Genomic DNA, 23,094 nt, shown 5'->3' with positions numbered 1-23,094 from the left:
GCCCACGTGCTGACCACCGAGCAGATCCCGCAGGCGATCGCGCAGGGGATCATCGACGCCGGGCTGAGCCAGTGGCAGTTCCTGCTGGCGGTGAACATCATCCTGCTGGTGGCCGGCAACTTCATGGAGCCGTCGGCCATCGTGCTGATCCTGGCGCCGATCCTGTTCCCCATCGCCGTGCAGCTCGGCGTCGACCCCATCCATTTCGGGGTGATGATGGTGGTGAACATGGAGATCGGCATGGTCACGCCGCCGGTCGGTCTGAACCTGTTCGTCACCGCCGGTGTGACGGGGATGAGCATCTCCCACGTGGTGCGCGCCGCCCTGCCGTGGCTGATGATCCTGCTGACCTTCCTGGTGTTGGTCACCTACATCCCGACCATCTCCACCTTCCTGCCCGACCTCATGTTCGGCAAGGACGCCTTCCGCCATTGAGTCCGGACGGCGGGGCGCCGGTTGCGGCGCCCCGCCGGACCGGGCCTATGCCTGCGCCCGCCACGCGATCAGCCGCCGCGCCGCCTCGGCGATGGTGTCCTCGGACCCGGCGAACGAGAAGCGCACGAAGCGGCGTCCGCGAGCGGGATCGAAATCGACGCCGGGCGTGGCGGCGATGCCGGTGTCGTCCAGCAGGCGGCGGCAGAACGCCTCGCTGTCGTCGGTCATGTCGCCGACGTCGGCGTAGATGTAGAAGGCGCCGTCGGCCGGGGCCAGCCGGGTGAAGCCGGCGCGCGGCAGCTCGCGCAGCAGCCGATCGCGGTTGCGGGCGTAGCGGGCGACATGGGCATCCAGTTCGGACGTGCAGCCGAAGGCCGCGACGGCCGCCATCTGCGACAGGGTGGGCGCGGAGATGAAAAGGTTCTGCGCCAGGCACTCCACCGAGCGGATCAGGTCATCGGGCACCACCATCCAGCCCAGCCGCCAGCCGGTCATCGAAAAATACTTGGAGAAGCTGTTGACCACCAGCGCGCCGGGGCTGACCTCCGCCGCGGTCACCGCCTCCGTGCCGTAGGTCAGGCCGTGGTAGATCTCGTCCGAGACCATGCGCACGCCGTTGGCCGAGCACCAGCCGGCCAGTTCGTTCAGGTCCTCGCGGCTCAGCATGGTGCCGGTCGGATTGGCCGGGCTGGCGACGATCAGGCCCTGAACCGGCGTGTCCAGCGCCTCCAGCAACGCCACCGTCGGCTGGAACCGGTGCTCCGGCCCGGTCGGCAGTTCCACCGGCTCCACGCCGATGGCCGTCAGGGTGTGGCGGTAGGCCGGGTAGGAGGGGGAGGCCATGGCCACCCGGTCGCCGGGATCGAAGGCGGCGAGGAACCCCAACTGGAAGGCGCCCGATGATCCCGTGGTGACGGCGATCCGCTCCGCCGGGACGGCGACGCCGTAGCGGTCGCGGTACCAGCGGGCGATGGCCTCGCGCAGCGGCGGGATGCCCAGCGCGTCGGTGTAGCCCAGCTTGTCGGCGTCCAGCGCCGCCTTCGCCGCTTCCAGCACCGCCGCGGGGGCTCCCGTCGACGGCTGCCCCACCTCCAGGTGCAGAACCTCCAGCCCGGCGCGCTCGCGCGCGAAGGCGGCCCGCATCACCTCCATCACGAAGAAGGGGGGAACGTTGCCGCGCCTGGAAACTTTCATGATCGATGGCTCCCGCTGACCAAGTCCCTCCTTCATAACGTCCGGGCGGCGGGGACGCCACCCCGGGACGCCCCCGCGGCACCGGCGCTGCCCATGGGGAGCCGGCCCTTACGCGGCATTCAGCGTCGGAATCCGGGACAGCTCTTCGCTCATCTCGTTGGTCAATCGGGCCAGGTCATGCCGGCTTTGCAGTGCCAGCCAGAGTTCCGGGCCGTTCCCGCAGAGCTTGCCCAGGCGCAACGCCATGGCAGGCGTGACCGATGCCTTCTCCTCCAGAATGTCGTACAGGGTCCGCCGCGAAACGTTGAGCAGCCGGGCCACTTCCGCGATGGGCCGCCCAAGGGCGGGGATGACGTCTTCGCGCAGCAGCTCGCCGGGGTGCATCGGCGGCAAGCCGCACCGGGTCGGGGCTTCGGACATCAGTGATAGTCCTCCAAATCCACATCAACGGCGTCGGTTCCGTTCCATCCGAACGTCAATCGCCGGTTTCCGGTCACCCGGACCGACCAGCGCGCTGAGCCTTCGAGGCCGTGGAAATGGAAACCGGGAAGGTTCATATCGTCCGGTTTCGTGGCCGCGTCGAGTGCTCGGATGATCCTGACGATCCGGCCGATATTCGGCACAGAAAGGCGAGCGGCGTCACCCGTTTCGAAGAAACGGCGCAACGGTTTGCTGCGGAACGTCCGTATCATTCATGTAAGGTACGACCTTACAGGCGGGAGTGCAAGATCCGCCTGACGCCGGCAAACGGGTTTTGCCCGGCAGAACCTGCCGGGCAAAACCGTACCGCGGGTGGAAGGAGGGCGTCGGGTCAGAAGGGCGACAGGATGTCGAAGACCTGCTGGCCGAGGCGGGGCTGCTGGACGTCGGTGATCTGGCCGTTGCCGCCGTAGGCGATGCGGGCTTCGGCGATCTTCTCGTAGCTGACGGTGTTCTGGGCGGTGATGTCCTCGGGGCGGATGACGCCGGAGATCACCAGGTCGCGGCGCTCGAAGTTCACGCGCACCTCCTGGCGGCCCTGGATGACCAGGTTGCCGTTGGGCAGCGACTGGGTGACCAGCGCGGCGACCTTCAGTTCGATCTTCTCGGCGCGCTTGATCCCGCCCTTGCCGGTGGAGCCGCTGTTGCTGGTGCCGGAGACCAGATTGGAGGGGTCGACCTCGTCGGGCAGGATGGCGCCGAGCTGGCTCTCGAAGCCGAAGAAGTTGGGCAGTCCCATGCCTTCCGAGTTGTTGCGCGAGCGGTTGCTCTCGTTGTTCATCTGCGCCTGATCGTTGATCTCGATGAGCACGGTCAGGATGTCGCCGACCTTGGCGGCGCGCTGGTCCTTGAAGAACGCCTTGGCTCCGGTGCGCCACAGGGAGTTGGGGTTGCGCTCGGCCGGCAGCGGGGTCGGCATGGGCAGGCTGACCGGCGTGTAGCCCGGCATGGCCTGCGGGTCCTGGATGCGGGTGAGCTGCGGTGCCTGGCCGACGTCCGACAGGCGGGACAGGGTGTTGCAGGCGGGCAGGCCGGCGACGGCAACGGCGAGCAGGGTCAGGCGGGCGAGGCGGCGGGCGCGGATCGGGGCGGGCATGGGAGCTTTCTCCTCAGTAGGCGGGGGTGGAGCCGGGCTTTGCCACGGCCACGACGTTGGGACCGGCGACCGTCGCTTCGACGATGCGGTTGGACTGGGTGTTGACGACGCGGATGACCTCGCCCCGGCCGCCGTCCTGCAGGGCCTTGCCCCGGGCGGTCAGCGTCAGGTTGGCGGTGGTCAGCGTGATGGTGACGAAGGAGCCCTTGTCCACCAGGCGCGGCGACTGGATGTCGCGCAGGCGGACGGGCTGGTTGACCGGGACGCCCCGCTTGGGGGTCATGCCGACGACGTCGGTTTCGCGGGCGGCGACGTCGCTGCCGGCGTGCTCGGCGCGGACCTCGATCCAGGTGACGTCCTCGGCGGCGATGGTGTCACCGGGCATGACCCGGCGGGCCAGCACCGGCACCTCCACTACGCCGAAGGCGCGGCCGGCCACCGGCAGGCGCACCGCCGGCTGGGTGCCGGGGATGACCAGCTCCGCCGCGAAACGGCCGCCGACCGGGCTGTAGTAGAGGTTTTCCACCGCCAAACCGCCGGCCGGGGTGGCATCGGCGGGGGCGCGCAGCTCCACCGCGCGGGCATCCAGTTCCAGGTGGATGCGGCCGATCGGGATGTGCGCCGCCAGCGCCTCGCCGAGCGCCGCCTCGGCATGGGTCGTGCCGTACACGATGGCCGGCTGCGCCGCGGTGGCGGCGGAGGCGGACACGCTGCCGAGGGCCAGCGCGGTGCCGAGGAGGAGGGCGGAGACGGTGCGGAACATGGCGTGAAACTCCCTGGCGGATCAGGTGCGCGTCAGCGCATCTGGCTGGCTTGCTGCATCATCTCGTCGGTGGTCTTGATGATCTTGGAGTTCATCTCGTAGGCGCGCTGGGCGGAGATCAGGGTGGTGATCTCCTGCACGATGTTGACGTTGGAGGTCTCCAGCGCCCCCTGGACCACCCGGCCGAAGCCCGGCGCGCCCGGCGCACCGGCCACCGCCTCGCCCGACGCCGGCGTCTGCAGGAACAGATTGTCGCCGATCGCCTCCAGGCCGGACGCGTTGGGGAAGGTCGCCAACTGGATCTGGCCGACGTTCTGCGTCTCCACCTGGCCGTCCAGCTTCACCAGCACCTCGCCCGACGGGTTGACGGTGATGTCCACCGCCTCGGCCGGGATGGTGATGGCCGGCTGCACCTGATAGCCGTCGGCGGTGACGATGATGCCTTCGGGCGACAGCTTGAAGTTGCCGGCCCGGGTGTAGGAGGTGTCGCCGTTGGGCAGCAGCACCTGGAAGTAGCCCGAGCCGTTGATCGCCACGTCCAGCTTGTTGTCGGTGACGGTCAGGTTGCCCTGCTCCATCAGCCGGCCGATCGCCGCCACCCGCACGCCCGCACCGATCTGCACCCCGGTCGGCACGATGGTGCCCGCATCCGACGAGGTGGAGCCCATGCGCCGGAGGTTCTGGTACAGCAGGTCCTGGAATTCGGCCCGCTGCTTCTTGAAGCCGGTGGTGGTGGCGTTGGCGATGTTGTTGGAGATCGTCTCGACGTTGATCTGCTGAGCCAGCATTCCGGTGGCGCCGATGGCGAGACTGCGCATGGTCGGTTCTCCCTTTTTCTTGTGCGGCTCAGACGGCGCGGGCGAGGCGCTGGATGGCGGTGCGCATGCGCTCGTGCTCGGAGGTGATCATGGACTGGGCCTGCTGGTACTGGCGGGCGACCTCGATCATCGACGTCATCTCCATGATCGGGCTCACGTTGGAACCCTCTAGCATTCCCTGTGCCACTTTCGTCTCCGGCGGGGCCGGCTGCGGCTCCTCGTCGCTGACGTAGAGGCCGCCGCCCAGCTCGGTCATGAGCTGCTCGTTGGGGAAGGTCACGATGTTGAGGCGTCCGACCGGGCCCAGTTCGGTGGACAGGGTGCCGTCGCCGGCCACCGACACGGTGGTGGTGCCGGCCGGCAGGGTCAGGGGCTGGCCGTTGTCGGCCAGCACCGGCAGGCCACCCATGTCGACGATCTGGCGGTCATCGTTCAGCCGGAAGGAACCGGCCCGGGTGTAGCGCTGGCCGGCCGCCGTATCGACCGTGAAGTAGCCGGGGCCGGTGAGGGCGAAGTCGAGCTGGTTGCCGGTGGACGTCAGGCCGCCGGGCCGCAGGTCGCGCACCACGGCGCGGTCCTGGACGAAGCTGACCTGCTCGTGCATGCCCGGACGCGTCAGGAACTCGTTGAAGAGGACGCGCTGCTGCTTGAAGCCCGTGGTGTTCATGTTGGCGATGTTGTTCGCCACGACGTCCATCTGGCGGCGCAGCGCCGTCTGGCGCGACAGGGCGATGTAGATCGGGTTTTCCATCGGCGGCCTCTTCCCTCTCCGCTGCCGGGCGGACCTCCGCGACCGGCGCCAAAAGCATTGCACGGCGTGTGCCAACCCAGGCGGAATGCGGCTTTGCCGCGGCGGCCGGTCCGGTCGGCCGGCAGCCGCGGGGATGCCCGGCAAATCCTGCCGCCCGCCGCCCCCGCACGGGGCACGGCGCGTACACGCCGCATCTGAAAGGACTTATTAACTATCCCAACGATAGGTTTGACCTTGCCGCTTCGGCCTGACCCCTCGATCGCGCACGACGGATTCCATGACGGCGCATGCAGACGAAAACGGCGACCTTTCCGAAGGTTTGCCGCGCAAGAAGTTCAGCGGCAAAAAGCTTGTCCTGTTCGTCATCCTGCCGCTGGTCCTGCTGATCGGCGCGGGAGCCGGGATCTATTTCTCCGGCGTCCTGGACATGCTGCTGGGAACGGGGGAGGAGGAGCACGCCGAGCCGGTGCCGGAGCCGCAGGTGGCCGCGATCCCGATCTTCTACGACCTGCCGGACATGCTGGTGAACCTGAACAGCGACAGCCGCCGGCCGGCGTTCCTGAAGATCAAGATCTCGATCCAGGTATCCAAGCCGGAGGACATCCCGGCCATCGAGCACGTGCTGCCGCGCATCGTCGACAATTTCCAGGTCTACCTGCGGGAGCTGCGCCTTGAGGACCTGAAGGGATCGGCCGGCATGTACCGGCTGCGCCAGGAACTGCTGATCCGCATCAGCGCGGCGGCCCATCCGGTAAAGGTCCGGGACGTCCTGTTCCGCGAGATGCTGGTCCAGTGACGGGGGGCGGAGAGCGGGCATGAGCAACACCGAGGAGCTGAGCGAAGAGGAACGCCTCGCCGCGGAATGGGCCGCTCTGGCCGAGGACAGCGGCGACATGGGGGAGGCGGCCCCCGGCGGCTCGACGCGCGTCCTCAACCAGGACGAGATCGACAGCCTGCTCGGGTTCGACCAGGGCGCCGGCGGCGACGGGGACAACTCGGGCATCATGGCCCTGGTCAACTCGGCGCTCGTCAACTACGAACGCCTGCCCATGCTGGAGGTGGTCTTCGACCGCCTCGTGCGCATGATGTCAACCAGCCTGCGCAACTTCACCTCCGACAACGTCGAGGTCAGCCTCGACCAGATTTCCTCGGTGCGCTTCGGCGACTACCTGAACTCCATCCCGCTGCCGGCCATGCTGTCGGTCTTCAAGGCGGAGGAGTGGGACAACTACGGCCTGATGGTCGTCGATTCGGCGCTGATCTACTCCATCGTGGACGTGCTGCTGGGCGGCCGGCGCGGCACCGCGGCCATGCGCATCGAGGGCCGCCCCTACACCACCATCGAGCGCAACCTGGTGGAGCGCATGGTGCACGTGGTGCTCTCCGACCTGTCGGCCGCCTTCGACCCGCTGTCGCCGGTGACCTTCCGCTTCGACCGGCTGGAGACCAACCCGCGCTTCGCCACCATCGCCCGCCCCGCCAACGCCGCCGTGCTGGTGAAGCTGCGCATCGACATGGAGGACCGCGGCGGCCGGCTGGAGCTGATGATCCCCTACGCCACGCTGGAGCCGGTGCGCGAGCTGCTGCTCCAGATGTTCATGGGTGAGAAGTTCGGCCGCGACTCCATCTGGGAAACCCACCTGGCATCGGAACTGCTGGTCACCGACGTCGACCTCTCCGCCGTGCTGGACGAGGTGACGATGACCCTGCACGACGTGCTGAACTGGCGCGTCGGAACCCGTATCCTGCTGAACGCCACCCCCGACGGGGCGATCGAGCTGCGCTGCGGCGACGTCTCGATGTTCCAGGGGCGCATGGGGCGCAAGGGCGGCCATATCGCCGTGCGCATCGAAAAGGAACTGCCCAAGCAGGAGGTGATGCGCCTATGAGCCCCACCATAGCCCTGGTGCTCGATCTGGTGTTGGTCGGCCTGCTGGTGGCCACCATCGCCTACGCCATCATTCTCAACAAGCAGATCGTCCGCCTGCGCGACAGCCGCAGCGAGATGGCCGACCTGATCGCCGGCCTGAACGAGGCGATGACCAAGGCCGAGCTGGGCGTGCGCGGCATGAAGCGCACCGCGTCGGACACCGGCGAGGAGTTGCAGCGCACCATCGACCGCGGCCGCGCCCTGCGGGACGAGCTGCAATTCATGATCGAGGCGGCGGACACCCTGGCCAACCGGCTGGGCGGGGTGTCCAACACGGAGCGTCCGCCGCCGCGCACCGCTGCCGTCGCCGCTCCGCCCCCGGCGCCGCGGACGGGCGGCGGCATCGTCGTCCGCCCGGCCGCCGCGGCCGCCGCGGCCGCCATCTTCCGCCCCCACGACGCCGACGTGATCGGTGACGAGCCCGCCCCGTCGCCGCTGTCCCCGTCGTCCCGCCGCGCCGCCGAACCGCCGCCCGCCGGTCCCGACACCCCGCGCGAGGGCGAGGAGAACCTGTCGCGGGCCGAGCGCGAGCTGCTGCGTGCGCTTGAGAACCGCCGTTGAGGCGCGCCATGACCAATCCCGCCCCGCCGCCCCCGTCACCGTCCCCGGCCGCCCCCCGGCCCGCCGCCGCAGCCCTGCCGAAGCCGGTGCCGAAGGCGAAGGCCAGGGCGAAGGCGAAAGTGACGGCGGTGCGCCGGCCGGACAAGCCCGCGCGCGTCCCCTTGGGGCAGCGCGTGCGCGCGTGGGCCGGCAACTTCCGCCTGCGGCTGCTGCCGCTGACCATCTTCGTGGCGGTTCTGATGCTGGGGGTGCGGGTCGGCGACCTGTGGCGTCTGGCCAGCCGCGATGCCCGCCTGCCGGAGTTTCCCGTCACCCTGGCCGAGGCGCCCGGCCAGCCGGCCCCCGCCGCGGCTGCGGGCGCCCGCCCCGTTCAGGTGGCCGCCGCCACCGAGTCGCCGCCGGAGCCGCCGCCGCCCTCCGCCCGGCCCCCGGCGGAGCCGCGCCCCCCCTCCTCGGCGGAGCCGCTGGGTCCGGTGAACGCCCAGGAGGTGTTGCAGGCGCTGGCCGAACGCCGGGCCGACATCGAGCGCCGCACCCGCGAGATGGAACAGCGCGAAGCCCTGCTGGCTGCCGCCGAGAAGCGCATCGACCAGAAGCTCCAGGAGATGGAGAAGGTGCGCACCGACATCCAGGGCCTGCTGCGCATCGGCGATGAGCGGCAGAGCGCCCAGCTCGACAGCCTGGTCAAGATCTACGAGACCATGAAACCCAAGGAAGCGGCCCGCATCTTCGAGGAGCTGGACATGCCCGTGCTGCTGGACGTCATCCAGCGCATGAAGGAGAGCAAGACCGCCCCCATCCTGGCCGCCATGGACCCGTCGCGGGCCAAGGAGGTCACCTCGGCCCTGGTGGAGCGCCGCGCCTTTCCCGCCATTCCGCAGTGAATCCGCCGGCTTTCGCCGCCGGGACACACTGTTGCCGAATCATCACGCCCGTGATCCCGAGTTCTCGAGTCGGGTGGTGTTAAGGGGGCGTTAACCGAGAGTTCCTAGGGTGAAGCGCGGGCGTACGCCGCGAGTCGGCCGAGGTGACCGGCGCACCGCCAGCCGCAACCCCCGTGACCCCCGTGACCGCCGGACCCGCCATGCCGCCTCCCTTTGCGTCCTCCATGCAAGACCGCAAGCTGTTGCAACAGCGCCTCGACGCCGCCCGGATCGAGGCGGCGCAGCCGCTCTCGCGCGAGGAGGTGGCGGAGATCGTCCACGGTGTCGTGACCAGCCTGGGCGGCGACATGTCCGCCGACGACCTGCGCCTGTACAAGGAGCTGGAGGGTCTGGCCCGCTACATCCAGAGCGCCAAGGCGGAGCTGGCGGCGCTGCGCCCGAGCGACATCCGCGACCAGCACATCCCCAACGCCACGGACGAGCTGGACGCGGTCGTCGGCGCTACCGAGAAGGCGACCTTCGCGATCTTCGATGCCTGCGACCGCATCGGCGCCGTCGCCGGAACCCTCGCACCGGAGACGGCGGGCACCCTGAACGACGCGGTCACGTCGATCTACGAGGCGTGCAACTTCCAGGACGTCACCGGCCAGCGCATCACCAAGGTGGTGCGCACGCTCAAGCACATCGAAACACAGGTCGACGCCCTGCTGGTCGCCTTCGGCGAGGACGCCCGCCACGCCGCCGCCGCACCGTCACCGGCGCCGGCGGCCGCGCCGGCGCTGGCCGGCGGCCGTCCGGACGACCCGGACCGCCACCTGCTGCACGGCCCGCAAATGCCCGGCAACGCGATCGATCAGGACGAGATCGACCGCCTGCTGGCAAGCTTCGACTGACCCGATGATCCCCCCCGGCAAAGCAGGCTCCTTCGCCGGCAACGCCGGGATTCTGCTCTACCTGTCGCTGTTCCTGCTGCTGCTCGCCTTCTTCATCGTGCTCAACGCCATCTCCGTGGATAACGTCCACCGGGCGCGCGCCGTGCTGAAGTCGGTGGAACAGAGCTTCACCATCGACCCGCGCCTGCTGTTCGGGCGTGATCCGGTGGCGTCGCGGGCCGGCACGGTGCTGGCGGTGCAGCGCCTGAACACGCTGGGCGACCTGTTCGCCACGGCCGTGGCGGTGGACAAGGTGGAGGTGGTGGCGCCGGGCCGGCACCTGGAGGTGCGGCTGCCCGCCGACGGCCTGTTCCTGCCCGGCACGGCGCGCCTGCGGCCGGACCGCGCCGGCCTGCTGGACCGTGTCGCCGCGGCGCTGATGCAGCCCCTGCCGGGGGAGCGCATCGAGGCGGAGTTCCTGGTGGCCCTGTCGCCCGACACGCCGAGCCAGCCGCCCGGCCCCGTGGACCGGGCCGGCGCGCTCGCCCGCGATCTGGTGGAGCGGGGCGCCCCGGCGTCGGCCATCGGCATCGGCATCGAACGGGGCGCGCCGGGAACGGCGCGCTTCGTGTTCTCCATCCGCAGCGCCGAGGAGACGGGGCGATGACCCGGCTGCCGCGCATCACCCCGACCGGAGTTCCGACCGGCCGGCCGGCCGGCCGGAACGGCGGCGGGGAGGCCGCCCGGGGCGGCGCGTGGCTGCTGACCTTCACCGACCTCATCTGCCTGATGCTGACCTTCTTCGTCATGACCTACGCCATGCGCGAGCCGGAGGCGGAGCGCTGGGCGACGCTGGCGAACGCCCTGTCGCAGTCGGCGCGCTCCACCGCCACCGCGCCCGGCGATCGGGACCCGGTGCCCGCGGCGCCCTTCAACGCCGCCACGCTGGAGACACACTCCGCGGTCAATCTCAACTATCTGGCGGCGATCCTGCGCACCCAGATCGCCGGCTCCGACGAACTGGCGGGGATTGCGGTGCGGCGCGAGGACGACCGGCTCGTCATCGCCATCCCCGGCGACCGGCTGTTCGACGCGGACGGCACGGTCTTCAGCGACGGCGGCCGGCGCGCCCTGTTCCTGCTGGGGGCGGTGGTCGGTCGCATCGGCAACCGGATCGAGGTGGTCGGCCGCGCCGAGGGTGAGGATGCGCCGGCCGGCCACGCCTGGGACCGGGCGCTCGGCCGGGCCGCCGCGGTGGCGATGGCGCTGCGGGAGACCGGTTATCGCCGCGACCTGGTGGCGCGCGCCACCATGGGGGACGAGGCGGACGGCGCAAGCGCGGGTCCGCAGGTGGACGTGGTCGTGCGCGACCAGTGGGAGGGCTAGATGGCCGGCGGAGCGACCTGGCGGCGACGGGTGGGCGGCCTTCTGGCCGCGACCGCGCTGCTGTCCGTGCCGGTCGCCATGGCGGCCGCGGAGGAGGTGCGCGTGCGCGCCGCCACCCATCCCGCCTACGGGCGCATGGTCTTCGACTGGCCGCAGCGGGTGGAGTACGACACGCGCCTGGAGGGTGACCGGCTGATCGTCACCTTCGACCGGCCCATTACCCCGGCTCTGGACGAGGTGGTGCGGCGCCTGCCCGGCTACGTGGCCGCGGCGCGGCCCGGCGACGACGGCCGCAGCGTCGAATTCTCGCTCGCGCGGCCGGTGTCGCTGCGCGCCTTCCGCAACGGCACCCACGTCGCCCTCGACCTGCGGCCGGAGGCGGACGCCCTGGCCCTGGGCGATGCCGGCCGGACGCCGGCCCGGGTGGCGCAGGCCCCCACTGCTCCGGCCCCCACCGCTCCGGCCCCCACCGCTCCGTCGCCCGCCGTCACCCCGGCACCCGCCGCTCCGGCGCCGGCGTCTCCCGCTCCGGTCCCGGCGCGCGCCACTCCCCCCGCCGCGGCGCAGCCGTCGGCCGGAACCGTCCGTGTGCGCGCCGCCGACCATGCCGCGTACAGCCGGCTGGTCTTCGACTGGCCGGCGCAGGTGGGCTATTCCGTGCAGCGGGACGGCCGGTCGGTGACGCTGCTGTTCGACCGTCCGGCCGCCGCCGACCTGTCGCAGGTGGCACGGGCCCGGCTGCGCAACGTCACCAACGCCGAGCAGTTCCGGACCGGCGGCGGGGCACTGGCGGTGACCTTTTCCGCTCCCCCCGACGGCGACGTTCGCGACTTCCGCAACGGCAACGCCGTGGTGGTCGACGTCTACAACCCCGGCACCCGGACCCTGCCGGCCGAGGCCACCGCCCCGGCCGCGGCGGAGCCGCCCCCGCCAGCCGCGCCGGGACAGCCCCCGATCGCCGCGCCCGCGCCTGCGCAGGCTCCCGCGCCGGCCCCGGTGCGGGCGGCGGTCCCGCCGGCGCCGCCGGCCGTGGCGCCCGCCGCACCGCCGCCGCCGCCGGGGGCGACGACCACGACGGTGCGCCCCGGCAGCAACGATCCGGGGGCCGCCACCTCCCCCGCGGCGGTACCGCCGGCAGCGCCGTCGCCGTCGGGCGCCGCCGGGGCGCAGGTCGCGGCCGCCCCGGGAAGCGACACCGCGCAGCCCGGACCGACCGCCGGACCGACCCTGGTGTTCGACACCGGCGGCCCGGCCTCGGCGGCCGTCTACCCGCGCGCCGGCCACATCTACTTCGTCTTCGACCGGGCGATGCCCATCGGGGCCGGTGCGGTGGTGGGACCGGGTGCCGACCAGGTCGGCCCGATCGAGCCGGTCCCGGCCACCGGCGGGACGGTGTTCCGCACGCGCACCGGTCCGTTCGTCTGGCCGCAAATCGAACGCCGCGGCACGGTGTGGCGCATCACGCCCAAGACCCGCCTGACCGCCGAGCCGCCCACCAACCTGCGCATCGACCCGGAGCCCGACTTCCTCCTGGGCGCCCGCCTGCTGGTGCGGGCGGCGGACGCCGCGTCGGTGGTGCAGTTCACCGACCCCGACGTGGGCGACCGGCTGCATGTGGTGCCGCTTCCCACCCCCGGGCAGGCGGTGACCGATCCGTACCGGCTGGTCGATCTGGAGGTGCTGCCGTCCTTCCAGGGCGTCGTGGTGCGCCCCATCGCCGACGCGGTGACGGTGCGCCCCGTGCGGGAGGGGGTGGAGCTGACCGCCGCCGGCGGGCTGCACCTGTCGTCCGTGGCCGACGCCGGCAGTGCCGCGGCGGCGGCCGAGACCGCGGCGGCACCGGCCGCCGGCGTGCGGACGCCGGCGCCGGGGGGGGCCTCGTCCGGCCCGGCGGCACCGGCCGGCGACGGCGGCGCGGCGCGGGCGCGGCGCCTGTTCGAGTTGGAGCCGTGGCAGCGCGGCGGTTTCGAGAACTTCACGACGGCCCGCCAGGACCTGCAGATGGGCGTCGCCGAGGCGCCGGACGGCGAGCGTCCGCGCGCCCAGCTCGACCTGGCGCGGTTCTATTTCGCCAACGGCTTCGGGCCGGAGGCGCTGGGCATCCTCGACATCATCCGCACGGCGCAGCCGGACCTCGACGGCTGGCCGGCCTTCCGGGCGCTGCGCGGCGGAGCCCGCTTCCTGGCCGGGAACCTGGATGGGGCGGAGGCCGACCTGTCGGACCCCGGTCTGGCCGACGAACCGGAAGCCGCCCTGTGGCGCGCCGCCGTGGCCGCCGAGCGGGGGGACTGGGCGACCGCCGCGCGCGGCTTCAGGACGGGCGGGGCGTTGCTGCGCACCTACCCGGAGCCGCTGCTGGCGCGCCTGTCGCTGCTGGCCGCCGAAGCGGCCCTCACCGGCGGCGATGTGGCCGAGGCCAAGCGCCTGCTTGACCGGATCGAACAGCGGGTGGGCCCGGAGGCCAACGAACGGGCCGACATCCAGTACCTGCGCGGGGAGCTGTACCGGCAGACCGGCGAGACCGACCGGGCGCTGGAGGAGTGGCGGGCCGCCTATGCCGGTCTCGACCGCTATCACCGGGCCAAGGCCGGGCTGGCGCTGATCAACCTGGAGGTCCTGGAAGGGCTGATGTCGCCGGCGTCGGCGGTGGAGAAGCTGGCCGGCCTGACCTTCGCCTGGCGCGGTGACGACCTGGAGATCGCCATCCGCCAGCGTCTGGGCGAGATGCAGATGGCCGCCGGCCAGTACGCCGAGGGCTTCGAGACCATGAAGGAGACGGCGGCCCTGGTCGCCGACACGCCGAAGGCCGAGCGCATCGCGGCGGAGATGCAGCGCCAGTTCGCCGACCTCTATAAGGACGGCGCCGCCCATCTGCCGACGCTGGACGCCCTGCAGCTCTACGACCGCTTCCGCGAACTGACGCCGGTGGGCGCCGAGGGCGACCGCATCATCCGCCAGCTTGCCGAACGGCTGATCGACATCGACCTGCTGGGCCGCGCCGCCGACCTGTTGCAGCACCAGGTGGAATACCGCCTGGCCGGGGAGCAGAAGGCCGACGTGGGGACGCGGCTGGCCACCGTGCGCCTGCTGGACGCCAAGCCGGATCTGGCGTTGCACGCCCTGGAGATGAGCAACGTCCCCGGCATGCCGCCGCAGCTCAAGGCGGAGCGGCGGATCATGCAGGCAAAGGCCCTGGCCGAGATGGGGCGGGCCAACGAGGCCCTGCAATTGCTGGCCGAGGACGACAGCAGGGAGGCCAACCTGCTGCGTGTCGACATCGCCTGGCGGGCGCAGAACTGGAACCAGGCGTCGGTGGCGCTGGGCAAGATCATCGGCCCGGCCCCCGCCCCCGGTGCCGAACTGGACCCCAACGAATCGCAGCTCGTGCTCAACCGTGCGGTGGCCCTGGCCCTGGCCGGCGATGCCACCGGGCTGGGCCTGCTGCGCAAGGAGTTCGGGCCGGCCATGGAGGCGAGCGCCGACGCCGACGCCTTCCGCGTGCTGACCCGGCCCGACCAGGCTGCCGGACTGATCGACGTGAACACCATCCGCTCGCGCGTCGCCGAAGTGGACGTGTTCCAGAAGTTCCTCAAGGGCTACAAGGGCCGCCAGGCCGCGCCGGCGACGAACTGATACCGGCGGCATCTGAAGGATGCCGCCGGTATCACCCTCTCGATCAATGCTAACGCATTGATCTGCCGGGCTTTACGGTCGGCAATTGATGGAAGTGATCAATTGCCGACCGTATGACTGCAGCGGCGGTTCGGATTTCGCCAATCCGCTGCGTGGCGAAGGTCGTAACGGTGGGTCGTTCGACCCTGACCCCGTTCCTTTGAGGCCCCCCGCTCCATGACCGCGCCGACTTTGCCCACCGGTTTCGCGTGGATACCCCCCGGGCTCGGCGTCCGCCCTCTCGACGTGGCGGTCATCGGCGCCGGGGTGGCCGGGCTGGCGACGGCCTGGCTGCTGGCGCGCGCCCACCGGGTCACCCTTTATGAACGGGAGAATCGGCCGGGCGGTCACGCCGACACCGTGGACGTGCCGGGGGTCGGTCCCGTGGACATGGGCTTCGTCGCCTACGACGCCGCCGGCGATCCCAATCTGGCGGCCCTGTTCCGCCACCTGGGTGTGACGACGCGGGAGGTGGATATGTCCTTCGCGGTCTCGCTCGACGACGGCCGGGTGGAGTATGCTTGGCGATCCCCGCGCACGCTGTTCGCGCAGAAGCGCAACCTCGTGCGGCCGCGGTTCTGGCGCATGCTGACGGACACGCTGCGTTTCCACCGCGCGGCGGAGCGTCTGCTCGACGGTCCGGGGGCGCCGGCGCTGACGCTGGGCCGGGTACTGGACGCGGCAGGCGTTGGCGATGCCTTCCTGCGCGATCACCTTCTGCCCCTGATGGCGGCGGTTCGGCCGATGCCGGCGGCGGCGCTGCGCGATCTTCCGGCCGCACCGTTTTTTCGATGGTGCCACGGCCATGGACTTGCCCGGCGCAGCGGATGGGCGGCGTGGCGGACGGTGGAAGGCGGCAGTCGCGAGTACGTCCGTCAGATGGTCGCCGACATGCCCGAGGCGCTGCGTCTCGACACCGGGGTGCACAGCGTACGCCGCGACGGCGGGCGGGTGCTGGTCCGGGACGGGCAAGGGAATGTGCGCTCCTTCGACCATGTGGTGCTGGCCGTCCATCCCGACCGGGCAGTGGCCCTGTTGGACGACCCGGACGACGCCGAGCGGAGCCTGTCAGGAGCCTTTCCCGTCCGCCGCATCCCGGTGGTGCTCCACTCCGACCCCGCGCTGATGCCGCGGCGCCGGGCGGTGTGGTCGAGCCGGAACCATCTCGTCCGCACCGGCGGCCGGGACGGCGGGGGGGATGCGGTGAGCATCACCCATTGGGTGAACCGGCTGCAATCGCTACCCGCCGGCGAGCGGGACCTGTTCATCACGGTCGATCCCGTGCGCCCGCCGCGCGACGGTGCCGTTCTGCGCAGCGTCATCCACGAGCATCCCGTGTTCGGCACGGGGGCAGCCGCAGCGCGGGAACGGCTGTTGCGCACCCGGGGCGAGCGCAACACCTGGTTCTGCGGCGCCTGGCTCGGGACCGGCCGGCACGAGGACGGCGTGCGGGCCGGCCTGGCGGTGGCCGAGGCGCTGGGCGGCGTGCGGCGGCCCTGGACGGTGTCCGACGCCGCTCCGGGACCGGGGCTCGCGGTGGCGGCGGCGTTCAGGCGATTGCCGTCACACGATGGATAGGGCGGCCGAGGCGGGATCGGCCAGCGCCTCGGCCAGGATGCGCAGGCCGCGGGCGGCATCGTCGCGCCGGCGCGGCATGCACAGGCCGAGCCGCACCGCATGCGGCGCCGCCGCCCGCCCCACGGCGAAGGTGTCGGCGCCCGTCACCACCACGCCCCGCCGCCGCGCCTCGCCGATGAAGTCGTCGCGCCGCCACGGTTCCGGCAGGACCAGCCACAGGTGTTGCGCTGCGGGATGGCCACTGACCGTCGCCGATGGCAGGGTGGCGCGGGCAAGAGTCTGGCGCGCCGCGCATTCGGCTCGCTGCACCTCCACGAACCGGTCCGCCTGTCCGCCGACGAGCCAGCGGCTGGCGATCTCCACCGGCAGGGGCGGCGCGCAGTAGTGCAGGGCGCGCGCCGTCGCCTCCAGCCGGGGGAACAGGGCGGGCGGCGCCACCAGGTAGCCGACGCGCAGCCCCGACGCCACGCTCTTCGACAGGCTGGTCATGTACAGGGTGATGTCCGGTGCGATGGTTTGGATGGGCGCGGCACCGGGAACGAGGAAGCCGAACACGTCGTCCTCGACGATCAGCACGCCGTGCCGGCGGGCGATCGCCGCGATCTCCGCACGCCGCGCCGCCGGCATGACCGACGCGGTGGGGTTCTGCAGGGTGGGCACCAGGTAGAGCGCCTTGGGTGCCAGCCGCCGGCAGGCGGCGTCGAAGGCATCGGGCAGCAGGCCGTCATCGTCGAGGGCGACCGGCTCCAGATGCACGCCCAACGCCGCCGCCAGGGCCTTGGTCCCGTAATTGGTCAGCCGCTCCGCCAGCATCACCTCGCCCGGCCGGACGAAGGCGGTGATGGCCACGGCCAGGGCGTTCTGGGCCCCCGTGGTGATAAGGACCGCGTCGGGTGGCACCTCCAGCCCGTGCCGGCGCGCCATCCATTGCGCCGCCGCCGCCCGGTGGGCGGGCAACCCGGCGTGGGGGCCGTAGTCCATCAGGGCGTGCAGCGACTCCGGCGACGCCGCCAGGGCCGCCAGGGCGGCCCGCAGGGCCGTGTCGCCGTCGTTGTGGTGGGGTGTGATCGCGGTGAGGTCGACCACCGCCGGATCGTTGCGGGGATGCCAGGCCAAGGGGTTGGGCCGGTCGGGTGGGCGCGGGTCCAGCACGAAGGTGCCGCGCCCGACCTCGCCACCCAGCAGGCCGCGCCGCTCGGCCTCCGCGTAGGCCCGGGTGACGGTGCCGACGGTGACGCCCAGGCGGAAGGCGAGGTCACGATGGGTGGGCAGACGCTCCCCCGGCGCCAGCCGCCCCTCGGCCACATCGACGGCCAGTGCATCGGCGATGGCCCGGTAACGCGGGCCGGGCCGGTCGGAGAGATCCGGTGTCCAACTGCTCATGGTGACAATATGCACAATCCGAAGCCGGTTGCGCAAGGGGGTGAAGGATTGTCACCATTTCGCGCAGGGGGAGGGGCAGCAGGCCGACCTCGGGTGCGGCTGATCATCCCATCCGGAGGCGGCGGAGCGTTGTGTGGCGTCATGCGCTTCGATGATGAAGCGTCTGCGGTTGCGATTGTCTCAGCGATGGAGTGTCATTGTCTTCATTGGCGTTATGAGGGTATCCGGATGGGTGACGACGGGTTGGTCGTCCGGCGTACCTCTTTGCGCGGTGCGGAACCCTGCGACCGCTGCCACCGTCCGTTAAAGCCCGGTGCGCCCGCCGACGCGCGGTGTGGCCGGGGTGTTACATCCGATATCGGAAATGTCATGGGGACAATGTCGGCCATTGACGCGGGGCAATGTTCGGCCATACTGCGCATTGTCTCCATGGACGGGGACGCATGCGCTGACGATGGAGGTTCCCATGCGCACAAACGAAGCGGCTCGCACCACCGGCTCTCTCCCGGCGTTCATCCCGGCCCTCGTTCGTGCCATCGCCGCCGCCGTCGGCCGTCCCGCGCTGTGGGTGCTCGAACGGATGCTGGCGGCGAACGATCGGTGGCGGCAGCGGCAGGCGCTGTTGCGGCTGGACGACCATCTGTTGAAGGATATCGGTCTCACCCGCGCCGACGCGGAGGGTGAGGGCGGGAAGCCCTTCTGGAAGGAGTGATGCCATGGACGCGGTCGTCTACGCCATCGAACCCGATCTGACGGCCGACGCCTTCATCGACGTGCTGGAACGCTCCGGGCTGGCGGAACGCCGGCCCGTGGCGGACCGGCCGCGGATGGAGGGCATGCTGCGCGGGGCGAGCCTGATCGTCACCGCGCGGGCCGGCGGAACGCTGGTCGGCGTCGCCCGGTCGGTCAGCGACTTCGCTTACTGCTGCTACCTGTCGGACCTGGCGGTGGACCGCGCCGTCCAGGGGCGCGGCATCGGCCGGGAGCTGATCCGGCGCACCCGCGACGCCGTGGGGCCGGGGGTCACCTGCCTGCTGCTGTCGGCCCCCAAGGCGGTGACCTTCTACGAGGCCGCCGGCCTGGAGCGCCATTCCGACTGCTTCCTCTTCACCCGCCTGCCCTGACGAGGCCCGTCATGCGCCTGCCCATCTACCAGGTCGACGCCTTCACCGATACGGTCTTCGGCGGCAATCCCGCAGCCGTGGTGCCGCTGGAGGACTGGCTGCCCGATGACCGCCTGTTGGCCATCGCCGCGGAGAACCACCTGTCGGAAACCGCCTTCTTCGTCCCCGACGGCGGCGGCTATGCCCTGCGCTGGTTCACGCCGGAGGTGGAGGTGGACCTGTGCGGCCACGCCACCCTGGCCACCGCCTTCGTCATCGACCGTTTCCTGCGGCCCGCCGGCGCCGACGGGCTGACGTTCCGGACGCGCCAGGCCGGCACGCTGACGGTGACCCGCGACGGCGACACCTACGTCATGGATTTCCCCAGCCGGCCGCCGCTGCCGGTGGACACGCCCCATCCCGACCTTCTGCCGGCGCTGGGCGGGCCGCCGCCGCGGGCGGTGCTGGCGGCGCGCGACTATCTGGTCGTCTATGACGACGCGGCGGCGGTGCGCGGGCTGGTGCCGGACATGGTCCGGCTGGCCGGGCTGGACCGGCATGGCGTGTGCGTCACGGCGCCGGGGGAGGGCGGGGTCGACTTCGTGTCGCGCTTCTTCGCGCCCGCCTTCGGCATCCCCGAGGATCCGGTGACCGGGTCCGCCCACTGCACGCTCATTCCCTATTGGGCGCGGCGGCTGGGCCGGGACCGGCTGGAGGCCCGGCAGGTGTCGCGGCGCGGCGGCGTGCTGGCTTGCGCGCTGGCGGGCGACCGGGTCAGGATCGGGGGAACCGCCGTTCTCTACCTGGAAGGCCACATCCGTGTCTGATCCGGCCGCTTCCGTCACCGTCTCGCCCGCCCGGTCGCCGGAGGACGTCGCCCACGTCCGGACGCTGTTCCTGGAGTACGCCCGGTCGCTGGACTTCTCGCTCTGCTTCCAGGGGTTCGAGGCGGAGCTGGCAGGGTTGCCCGGCAAGTACGCGCCGCCCACCGGAGCCCTGCTGCTGGCGCGGGCCGGCGACGCCGTCGCGGGCGTGGTCGGGCTGCGGCCGCTGGAGGCGGGCGTGTGCGAGATGAAGCGCCTCTACGTCCGCCCGCCGTTCCGCGCTACCGGCGCCGGCCGCCGGCTGGCGCAGGCCGTCGTGGCCGAGGGGCGCCGCCTCGGCTACCGGGCCATGCGGCTGGACACGCTGGAGAGCATGGCGGCGGCCAACGCGCTGTACCGCGCTCTCGGTTTCACGCCGATCGGGCCCTATTGCGAGAACCCGTTGCCCGGCGCGCTGTACTACGAACGAACCCTGCAGGAGGACGCATGACCGGGCGCTGGTTCGAGGATTTCACCGTCGGCGATGTGGTCGAGACCGCCGGGGTGACGCTGACCGAGGCGCAGATCATCGATTTCGCGCTGCTCTACGATCCCCAGCCTTTCCACATCGACGCTGTGGCGGCGGCCGACGGGCCGTTCGGCGGAATCATCGCCAGCGGCTTCCAGACCCTGGCGCTGACCTTCCGCCTGTTCCTCGCCACCGGGACCCTGGCCGGCACCAGTCTGGGCAGCGGTGCCGCCGACGAGGTGCGCTGGCTGCGTCCCGTACGCCCCGGCGACACGCTGCGCGCCCGGGTGGAGGTGGTGTCGATGCGGCCGTCGCGCCGCGGCGACCGCGGTGTCGTGCGCTGCGCCTACACCACCGTCAACCAGCACGGCGACCCGGTGCTGACCGTCGCCATCGACCAGATCGTGGCCCGGCGAACGGTGGAAACGCTGTCCGTTTGATACACCGGGGTCCTTACTTCTCGGCGACGCTGTTCCGGCGCGGGCGCACGGGCGGGACGTACGCCTCGGCGACCAGCGTCGCCCGGCCCACATAGTAGGCGATGCAGCGCTTGCCGCCGAGCACGGTCAGCGGCGCCTCCCAGGTGTCGCCCGCCGGCGTCATGACGCGCAGGGACAGGCGTTCGACATCGGGAAACAGGGTGTATCCGTCGATTTCCGATTGCAGGGCTTTCGGGTTGAAGACGGACTGGGGCACGGTCAGCGTCTTGGGTCCGATGGCCAGCGACAGGTCCTGCTGCCAGGGGCACGCGTTGCGCGCGCCCTCCGCCGCCATGGCGGCGGAGGGTGCACACAACACCAGGCCGGCGGCGACGGCGGCCACGCAACGCAGGGACCGGACCGGAACGGGCGGGGCGACGGTGGCGGTCGGCAGGGTGCCGGCCGTCGCGTCGTCGGTCGACGGCTTGCCGGTCGTCGTATCTCGGGGCATCGGCTTTCCGGTTAGCCTCTTCGGATTAGCGTCAGTGAGAATAGTGCTGACGGCGGGGTGACGCAACGCAGCGGGGGTGGTCGTGCGGGGCCGCCCGTTCTCCCTCTGATTGGTGTTGGCAGGCCATGTGCCGCCGCTATTCTGGCCGCTCCACTCCGGCGGGCGAGGCCATGGCGACCATTTCCGAGGCATTGTTGCTTGCGTTCGATCACCACCGTGCCGGTCGTTCAGCCGAGGCGGAGACGCTGTATGTCCGCATCCTCCATGCCGATCCGGAGCAGCCGGACGCCGCCCATCTGCTGGGCGTCCTCTGTCTCCAGACGGGCCGGCCCGGCCTCGGAGGTGCGCTGATCCGTCGCGCCGTCGCCTGCCGGCCCGACGCGGCCGCCTACCACTCGAACCTCGGCAATGTCCGGCGCCAAACGGGTGACGACGCGGCGGCCGGGGCGGCGTACGCGCGCGCCCTGCGGCTCGACCCCGGACTGGCCGATGCCCACGCCAACCGGGCGGCCGTCCTGCGGGCACTCGGCCGGGCGGGGGAGGCCGCGGCCGCGGCCCGGCGGGCGCTGGCCCTCGCCCCCGACCATGCGGAAGGCTTGACCAACCTGGCCGACGCCCTGCTGGCCGATGGCGGTCCGGCCCTTGCCGAAACGGCCGCGCGGCGGGCGGCGGCGGTTCGGCCGGGGCTGGCAGCCGCGGTCATGGTGCTGGCCGGCGCCCATGCCGCCGTCGGCCGCTGGGAGGCCGCGGAAGTCGCCTACCGCGCCGCTCTCGACCGCGATCCGGCGCTGGCCGCGGCGCAGGAGAACCTGGGGGCGCTGCTCGCCAAGCTCGGCCGCAGGGCGGAGGCCCTGGCGGCGCTGGATGCGGCGGAACGGCTGCGGCCGGACCGGCCGCCCCTGGCGGCGCGGGGCAACGCGCTGCTGGCGCTCGGTGAGCCGGCGGCGGCGGCATCATGCTTCGCCCGCGCGCTGGCGGAACGGCCCTTCGACGCCGGCCTGCACTGGAATCGCGCCTTCGCCTGCCTGCTGGCCGGCGATTACGCCGAGGGCTGGGCGGAGTTCGAGTGGCGGCGCGCTGACGACCGTGCCCGGCCGCCCTGGCGCCGCTTCGACCGGCCCACCTGGCGCGGCGAGGACGTGGCCGGCCGCCGCCTGCTGCTGTACGCCGAGCAGGGGCTGGGCGACACGCTGCAGTTCGTCCGCTATGTGCCGCTGGTGGCGGCCCGCGGGGCCCGGGTCGTGCTGGAGGTGCAGCCTCCCCTGCTGATGCTGCTGTCCGGCATGGAGGGGGCGGAGCGGGTGATCGCCCGCGGCGACCCGCTGCCCGATTTCGACCTGGAATGCCCGTTGATGAGCCTGCCCGGCGCCTTCGCCACCCGGCCGGCCACCGTGCCGGCCGCCGTGCCCTACCTGCACCCGGACCCGGCGCGGGCCGCGGTGTGGCGGCGGCGCCTGTCCGGTGACGGACCGGCGGTCGGTCTCGTGTGGGCCGGCAATCCGCAGTTTCCCGGCGACCGCCTGCGCTCGCCGCGGCTGGAGGGGCTGCGGCCGGTGCTGGAGGTGCCGGGGGTCCGGTTCTTCGGCTTGCAGGCGGGGGAGGGGCGGGCGGACCTGGAGGGGGCGGCGCTGCCGCCGACCTTCACCGACCTTGGCGGCGCGTTGCATGATTTCGCCGAGACCGCAGCGGTCATGGCCGGGCTGGACCTGGTGATCACGTCCTGCACCGCCCCGGCCCACCTTGCGGGGGCACTGGGGGTGCCGGTCTGGGTCGTGCTGCCCCTCGCGCCGGACTGGCGCTGGATGCTCGGCCGCGACGACAGCCCGTGGTATCCGACCGCACGCCTGTTCCGGCAGGACCGGGTCGGCGACTGGCAGGGGGTGGCGCGGCGGGTGGCGGAGGCGCTGCGCGCGCTCGCCGGCTGAC

General features: G+C 71.9%; 25 protein-coding genes. 16 read left to right on the top strand and 9 right to left on the bottom strand.

Annotation, left to right across the window (positions count from 1 at the left end; all coding sequences use genetic code 11):
- Positions 1–435 (top strand): TRAP transporter large permease subunit (locus G472_RS0114445; RefSeq protein ID WP_029008973.1); only part of this gene is annotated, 435 nt, incomplete at its 5' end.
- 45 nt (positions 436–480) lie between these two features.
- Here the strand turns inward: G472_RS0114445 and G472_RS0114440 are convergent.
- The 7 genes from G472_RS0114440 to flgF all read right to left on the bottom strand — a co-directional run bounded on the left by G472_RS0114440 (position 481) and on the right by flgF (position 5,537).
- Complete coding sequence (locus tag G472_RS0114440) at positions 481–1,629, bottom strand: pyridoxal phosphate-dependent aminotransferase (RefSeq protein WP_029008972.1); 1,149 nt, start codon at positions 1,627–1,629, stop codon at positions 481–483.
- Between the two features lie 108 nt (positions 1,630–1,737).
- Positions 1,738–2,049: a HigA family addiction module antitoxin gene (locus G472_RS0114435; protein ID WP_029008971.1), complete on the bottom strand. Its 312-nt coding sequence runs from the start codon at positions 2,047–2,049 to the stop codon at positions 1,738–1,740.
- Positions 2,049–2,321, bottom strand: coding sequence for a type II toxin-antitoxin system RelE/ParE family toxin (locus tag G472_RS0114430; protein WP_029008970.1), 273 nt, complete (start codon positions 2,319–2,321; stop codon positions 2,049–2,051). Before G472_RS0114430 ends, G472_RS0114435 begins: the two co-directional genes overlap by 1 nt.
- Positions 2,322–2,440: 119 nt before the next feature.
- The gene (gene flgH, locus G472_RS0114425; RefSeq protein WP_029008969.1) at positions 2,441–3,205 is read right to left on the bottom strand and encodes a flagellar basal body L-ring protein FlgH; all 765 of its coding nucleotides are present in this window, start codon (positions 3,203–3,205) and stop codon (positions 2,441–2,443) included.
- Positions 3,206–3,218: 13 nt separating this feature from the next.
- A complete protein-coding gene (gene flgA / locus G472_RS0114420; protein WP_029008968.1) occupies positions 3,219–3,968 on the bottom strand; it encodes a flagellar basal body P-ring formation chaperone FlgA in 750 nt (249 codons plus the stop codon).
- Between the two features lie 32 nt (positions 3,969–4,000).
- Positions 4,001–4,786, bottom strand: a complete 786-nt coding sequence (gene flgG / locus G472_RS0114415; protein ID WP_029008967.1) for a flagellar basal-body rod protein FlgG — start codon at positions 4,784–4,786, stop codon at positions 4,001–4,003.
- A gap of 28 nt (positions 4,787–4,814) precedes the next feature.
- Positions 4,815–5,537: a flagellar basal-body rod protein FlgF gene (gene flgF, locus G472_RS0114410; RefSeq protein ID WP_029008966.1), complete on the bottom strand. Its 723-nt coding sequence runs from the start codon at positions 5,535–5,537 to the stop codon at positions 4,815–4,817.
- A gap of 277 nt (positions 5,538–5,814) precedes the next feature.
- Between flgF and G472_RS0114405 the strand changes: the two genes are divergently transcribed.
- The 9 genes from G472_RS0114405 to G472_RS0114365 all read left to right on the top strand — a co-directional run bounded on the left by G472_RS0114405 (position 5,815) and on the right by G472_RS0114365 (position 16,420).
- Positions 5,815–6,333 carry a flagellar basal body-associated FliL family protein gene (locus G472_RS0114405; RefSeq protein ID WP_029008965.1) on the top strand — a complete coding sequence of 173 codons (519 nt, stop codon included), beginning with the start codon at positions 5,815–5,817 and terminating at the stop codon, positions 6,331–6,333.
- Positions 6,334–6,352: 19 nt separating this feature from the next.
- Positions 6,353–7,426 (top strand): flagellar motor switch protein FliM, encoded by a 1,074-nt coding sequence (gene fliM, locus G472_RS0114400; protein WP_029008964.1) that lies wholly within the window; start codon positions 6,353–6,355, stop codon positions 7,424–7,426.
- Positions 7,423–8,028 (top strand): DUF6468 domain-containing protein, encoded by a 606-nt coding sequence (locus tag G472_RS0114395; RefSeq protein ID WP_029008963.1) that lies wholly within the window; start codon positions 7,423–7,425, stop codon positions 8,026–8,028. Before fliM ends, G472_RS0114395 begins: the two co-directional genes overlap by 4 nt.
- 8 nt (positions 8,029–8,036) lie before the next feature.
- Positions 8,037–8,912: a MotE family protein gene (locus G472_RS33225; RefSeq protein WP_084536650.1), complete on the top strand. Its 876-nt coding sequence runs from the start codon at positions 8,037–8,039 to the stop codon at positions 8,910–8,912.
- 200 nt (positions 8,913–9,112) lie between these two features.
- Entirely contained in the window at positions 9,113–9,805 is a 693-nt protein-coding gene (locus G472_RS0114385; protein ID WP_029008962.1) for a protein phosphatase CheZ, read from the top strand.
- A 4-nt stretch (positions 9,806–9,809) separates the two neighbouring features.
- Complete coding sequence (locus tag G472_RS33220; RefSeq protein WP_051340815.1) at positions 9,810–10,451, top strand: hypothetical protein; 642 nt, start codon at positions 9,810–9,812, stop codon at positions 10,449–10,451.
- A complete protein-coding gene (locus tag G472_RS0114375; protein WP_029008961.1) occupies positions 10,448–11,170 on the top strand; it encodes a flagellar motor protein MotB in 723 nt (240 codons plus the stop codon). The genes G472_RS33220 and G472_RS0114375 overlap by 4 nt, the downstream gene beginning before the upstream one ends.
- Positions 11,171–14,803, top strand: coding sequence for a tetratricopeptide repeat protein (locus tag G472_RS0114370; RefSeq protein WP_029008960.1), 3,633 nt, complete (start codon positions 11,171–11,173; stop codon positions 14,801–14,803). It abuts the gene before it with no gap.
- 216 nt (positions 14,804–15,019) lie between these two features.
- Positions 15,020–16,420, top strand: a complete 1,401-nt coding sequence (locus G472_RS0114365; protein WP_051340814.1) for an NAD(P)/FAD-dependent oxidoreductase — start codon at positions 15,020–15,022, stop codon at positions 16,418–16,420.
- Here G472_RS0114365 and G472_RS0114360 read toward each other — a convergent pair.
- Positions 16,406–17,803 (bottom strand): aminotransferase-like domain-containing protein, encoded by a 1,398-nt coding sequence (locus G472_RS0114360; RefSeq protein WP_035692406.1) that lies wholly within the window; start codon positions 17,801–17,803, stop codon positions 16,406–16,408. The two genes, G472_RS0114365 and G472_RS0114360, sit on opposite strands and share 15 nt — an antisense overlap.
- Before the next feature lie 466 nt (positions 17,804–18,269).
- On the opposite strand from G472_RS0114360, the gene G472_RS40185 reads away from it, so the two are divergent.
- Genes G472_RS40185 through G472_RS0114335 form a run of 5 tightly spaced genes read left to right on the top strand, consistent with a single transcriptional unit; the run spans position 18,270 to position 20,678 of the window.
- Positions 18,270–18,515: a DUF1127 domain-containing protein gene (locus G472_RS40185; RefSeq protein ID WP_051340813.1), complete on the top strand. Its 246-nt coding sequence runs from the start codon at positions 18,270–18,272 to the stop codon at positions 18,513–18,515.
- Between the two features lie 4 nt (positions 18,516–18,519).
- Positions 18,520–18,927, top strand: coding sequence for a GNAT family N-acetyltransferase (locus G472_RS0114350; RefSeq protein WP_035692402.1), 408 nt, complete (start codon positions 18,520–18,522; stop codon positions 18,925–18,927).
- An 11-nt stretch (positions 18,928–18,938) separates the two neighbouring features.
- Positions 18,939–19,733 (top strand): PhzF family phenazine biosynthesis protein, encoded by a 795-nt coding sequence (locus G472_RS0114345; RefSeq protein ID WP_029008956.1) that lies wholly within the window; start codon positions 18,939–18,941, stop codon positions 19,731–19,733.
- The gene (locus G472_RS0114340; RefSeq protein WP_029008955.1) at positions 19,726–20,220 is read left to right on the top strand and encodes a GNAT family N-acetyltransferase; all 495 of its coding nucleotides are present in this window, start codon (positions 19,726–19,728) and stop codon (positions 20,218–20,220) included. Before G472_RS0114345 ends, G472_RS0114340 begins: the two co-directional genes overlap by 8 nt.
- Positions 20,217–20,678 (top strand): MaoC family dehydratase, encoded by a 462-nt coding sequence (locus G472_RS0114335; RefSeq protein ID WP_029008954.1) that lies wholly within the window; start codon positions 20,217–20,219, stop codon positions 20,676–20,678. Before G472_RS0114340 ends, G472_RS0114335 begins: the two co-directional genes overlap by 4 nt.
- A 13-nt stretch (positions 20,679–20,691) precedes the next feature.
- Here G472_RS0114335 and G472_RS33210 read toward each other — a convergent pair whose 3' ends face one another.
- The gene (locus G472_RS33210; protein WP_051340812.1) at positions 20,692–21,168 is read right to left on the bottom strand and encodes a hypothetical protein; all 477 of its coding nucleotides are present in this window, start codon (positions 21,166–21,168) and stop codon (positions 20,692–20,694) included.
- A gap of 170 nt (positions 21,169–21,338) precedes the next feature.
- Between G472_RS33210 and G472_RS0114325 the strand changes: the two genes are divergently transcribed.
- Positions 21,339–23,093 carry a tetratricopeptide repeat protein gene (locus G472_RS0114325; protein ID WP_029008953.1) on the top strand — a complete coding sequence of 585 codons (1,755 nt, stop codon included), beginning with the start codon at positions 21,339–21,341 and terminating at the stop codon, positions 23,091–23,093.
- Position 23,094 lies beyond the last annotated feature (1 nt).

Source organism: Azospirillum halopraeferens DSM 3675 (genome assembly GCF_000429625.1).
Lineage (GTDB): Bacteria > Pseudomonadota > Alphaproteobacteria > Azospirillales > Azospirillaceae > Azospirillum > Azospirillum halopraeferens.
This window is presented reverse-complemented; position numbering and strand designations above follow the sequence as displayed.

What these genes read in the sequence shown, in the direction of transcription:
- flgF (WP_029008966.1), bottom strand. Translation starts at nt 5,537, where the DNA reads ATGGAAAACCCGATCTACATCGCCCTGTCGCGCCAGACGGCGCTGCGC.
- G472_RS0114360 (WP_035692406.1), bottom strand. Translation starts at nt 17,803, where the DNA reads ATGAGCAGTTGGACACCGGATCTCTCCGACCGGCCCGGCCCGCGTTAC.
- G472_RS0114345 (WP_029008956.1), top strand. Translation starts at nt 18,939, where the DNA reads ATGCGCCTGCCCATCTACCAGGTCGACGCCTTCACCGATACGGTCTTC.
- G472_RS0114430 (WP_029008970.1), bottom strand. Translation starts at nt 2,321, where the DNA reads ATGATACGGACGTTCCGCAGCAAACCGTTGCGCCGTTTCTTCGAAACG.
- G472_RS0114405 (WP_029008965.1), top strand. Translation starts at nt 5,815, where the DNA reads ATGACGGCGCATGCAGACGAAAACGGCGACCTTTCCGAAGGTTTGCCG.
- G472_RS40185 (WP_051340813.1), top strand. Translation starts at nt 18,270, where the DNA reads ATGCGCACAAACGAAGCGGCTCGCACCACCGGCTCTCTCCCGGCGTTC.
- flgH (WP_029008969.1), bottom strand. Translation starts at nt 3,205, where the DNA reads ATGCCCGCCCCGATCCGCGCCCGCCGCCTCGCCCGCCTGACCCTGCTC.
- fliM (WP_029008964.1), top strand. Translation starts at nt 6,353, where the DNA reads ATGAGCAACACCGAGGAGCTGAGCGAAGAGGAACGCCTCGCCGCGGAA.
- G472_RS0114365 (WP_051340814.1), top strand. Translation starts at nt 15,020, where the DNA reads ATGACCGCGCCGACTTTGCCCACCGGTTTCGCGTGGATACCCCCCGGG.
- G472_RS0114440 (WP_029008972.1), bottom strand. Translation starts at nt 1,629, where the DNA reads ATGAAAGTTTCCAGGCGCGGCAACGTTCCCCCCTTCTTCGTGATGGAG.
- G472_RS0114335 (WP_029008954.1), top strand. Translation starts at nt 20,217, where the DNA reads ATGACCGGGCGCTGGTTCGAGGATTTCACCGTCGGCGATGTGGTCGAG.
- G472_RS33225 (WP_084536650.1), top strand. Translation starts at nt 8,037, where the DNA reads ATGACCAATCCCGCCCCGCCGCCCCCGTCACCGTCCCCGGCCGCCCCC.
- G472_RS33210 (WP_051340812.1), bottom strand. Translation starts at nt 21,168, where the DNA reads ATGCCCCGAGATACGACGACCGGCAAGCCGTCGACCGACGACGCGACG.
- G472_RS0114370 (WP_029008960.1), top strand. Translation starts at nt 11,171, where the DNA reads ATGGCCGGCGGAGCGACCTGGCGGCGACGGGTGGGCGGCCTTCTGGCC.
- G472_RS0114325 (WP_029008953.1), top strand. Translation starts at nt 21,339, where the DNA reads ATGGCGACCATTTCCGAGGCATTGTTGCTTGCGTTCGATCACCACCGT.
- flgG (WP_029008967.1), bottom strand. Translation starts at nt 4,786, where the DNA reads ATGCGCAGTCTCGCCATCGGCGCCACCGGAATGCTGGCTCAGCAGATC.
- G472_RS0114350 (WP_035692402.1), top strand. Translation starts at nt 18,520, where the DNA reads ATGGACGCGGTCGTCTACGCCATCGAACCCGATCTGACGGCCGACGCC.
- G472_RS0114435 (WP_029008971.1), bottom strand. Translation starts at nt 2,049, where the DNA reads ATGTCCGAAGCCCCGACCCGGTGCGGCTTGCCGCCGATGCACCCCGGC.
- G472_RS0114395 (WP_029008963.1), top strand. Translation starts at nt 7,423, where the DNA reads ATGAGCCCCACCATAGCCCTGGTGCTCGATCTGGTGTTGGTCGGCCTG.
- flgA (WP_029008968.1), bottom strand. Translation starts at nt 3,968, where the DNA reads ATGTTCCGCACCGTCTCCGCCCTCCTCCTCGGCACCGCGCTGGCCCTC.
- G472_RS33220 (WP_051340815.1), top strand. Translation starts at nt 9,810, where the DNA reads ATGATCCCCCCCGGCAAAGCAGGCTCCTTCGCCGGCAACGCCGGGATT.
- G472_RS0114385 (WP_029008962.1), top strand. Translation starts at nt 9,113, where the DNA reads ATGCCGCCTCCCTTTGCGTCCTCCATGCAAGACCGCAAGCTGTTGCAA.
- G472_RS0114375 (WP_029008961.1), top strand. Translation starts at nt 10,448, where the DNA reads ATGACCCGGCTGCCGCGCATCACCCCGACCGGAGTTCCGACCGGCCGG.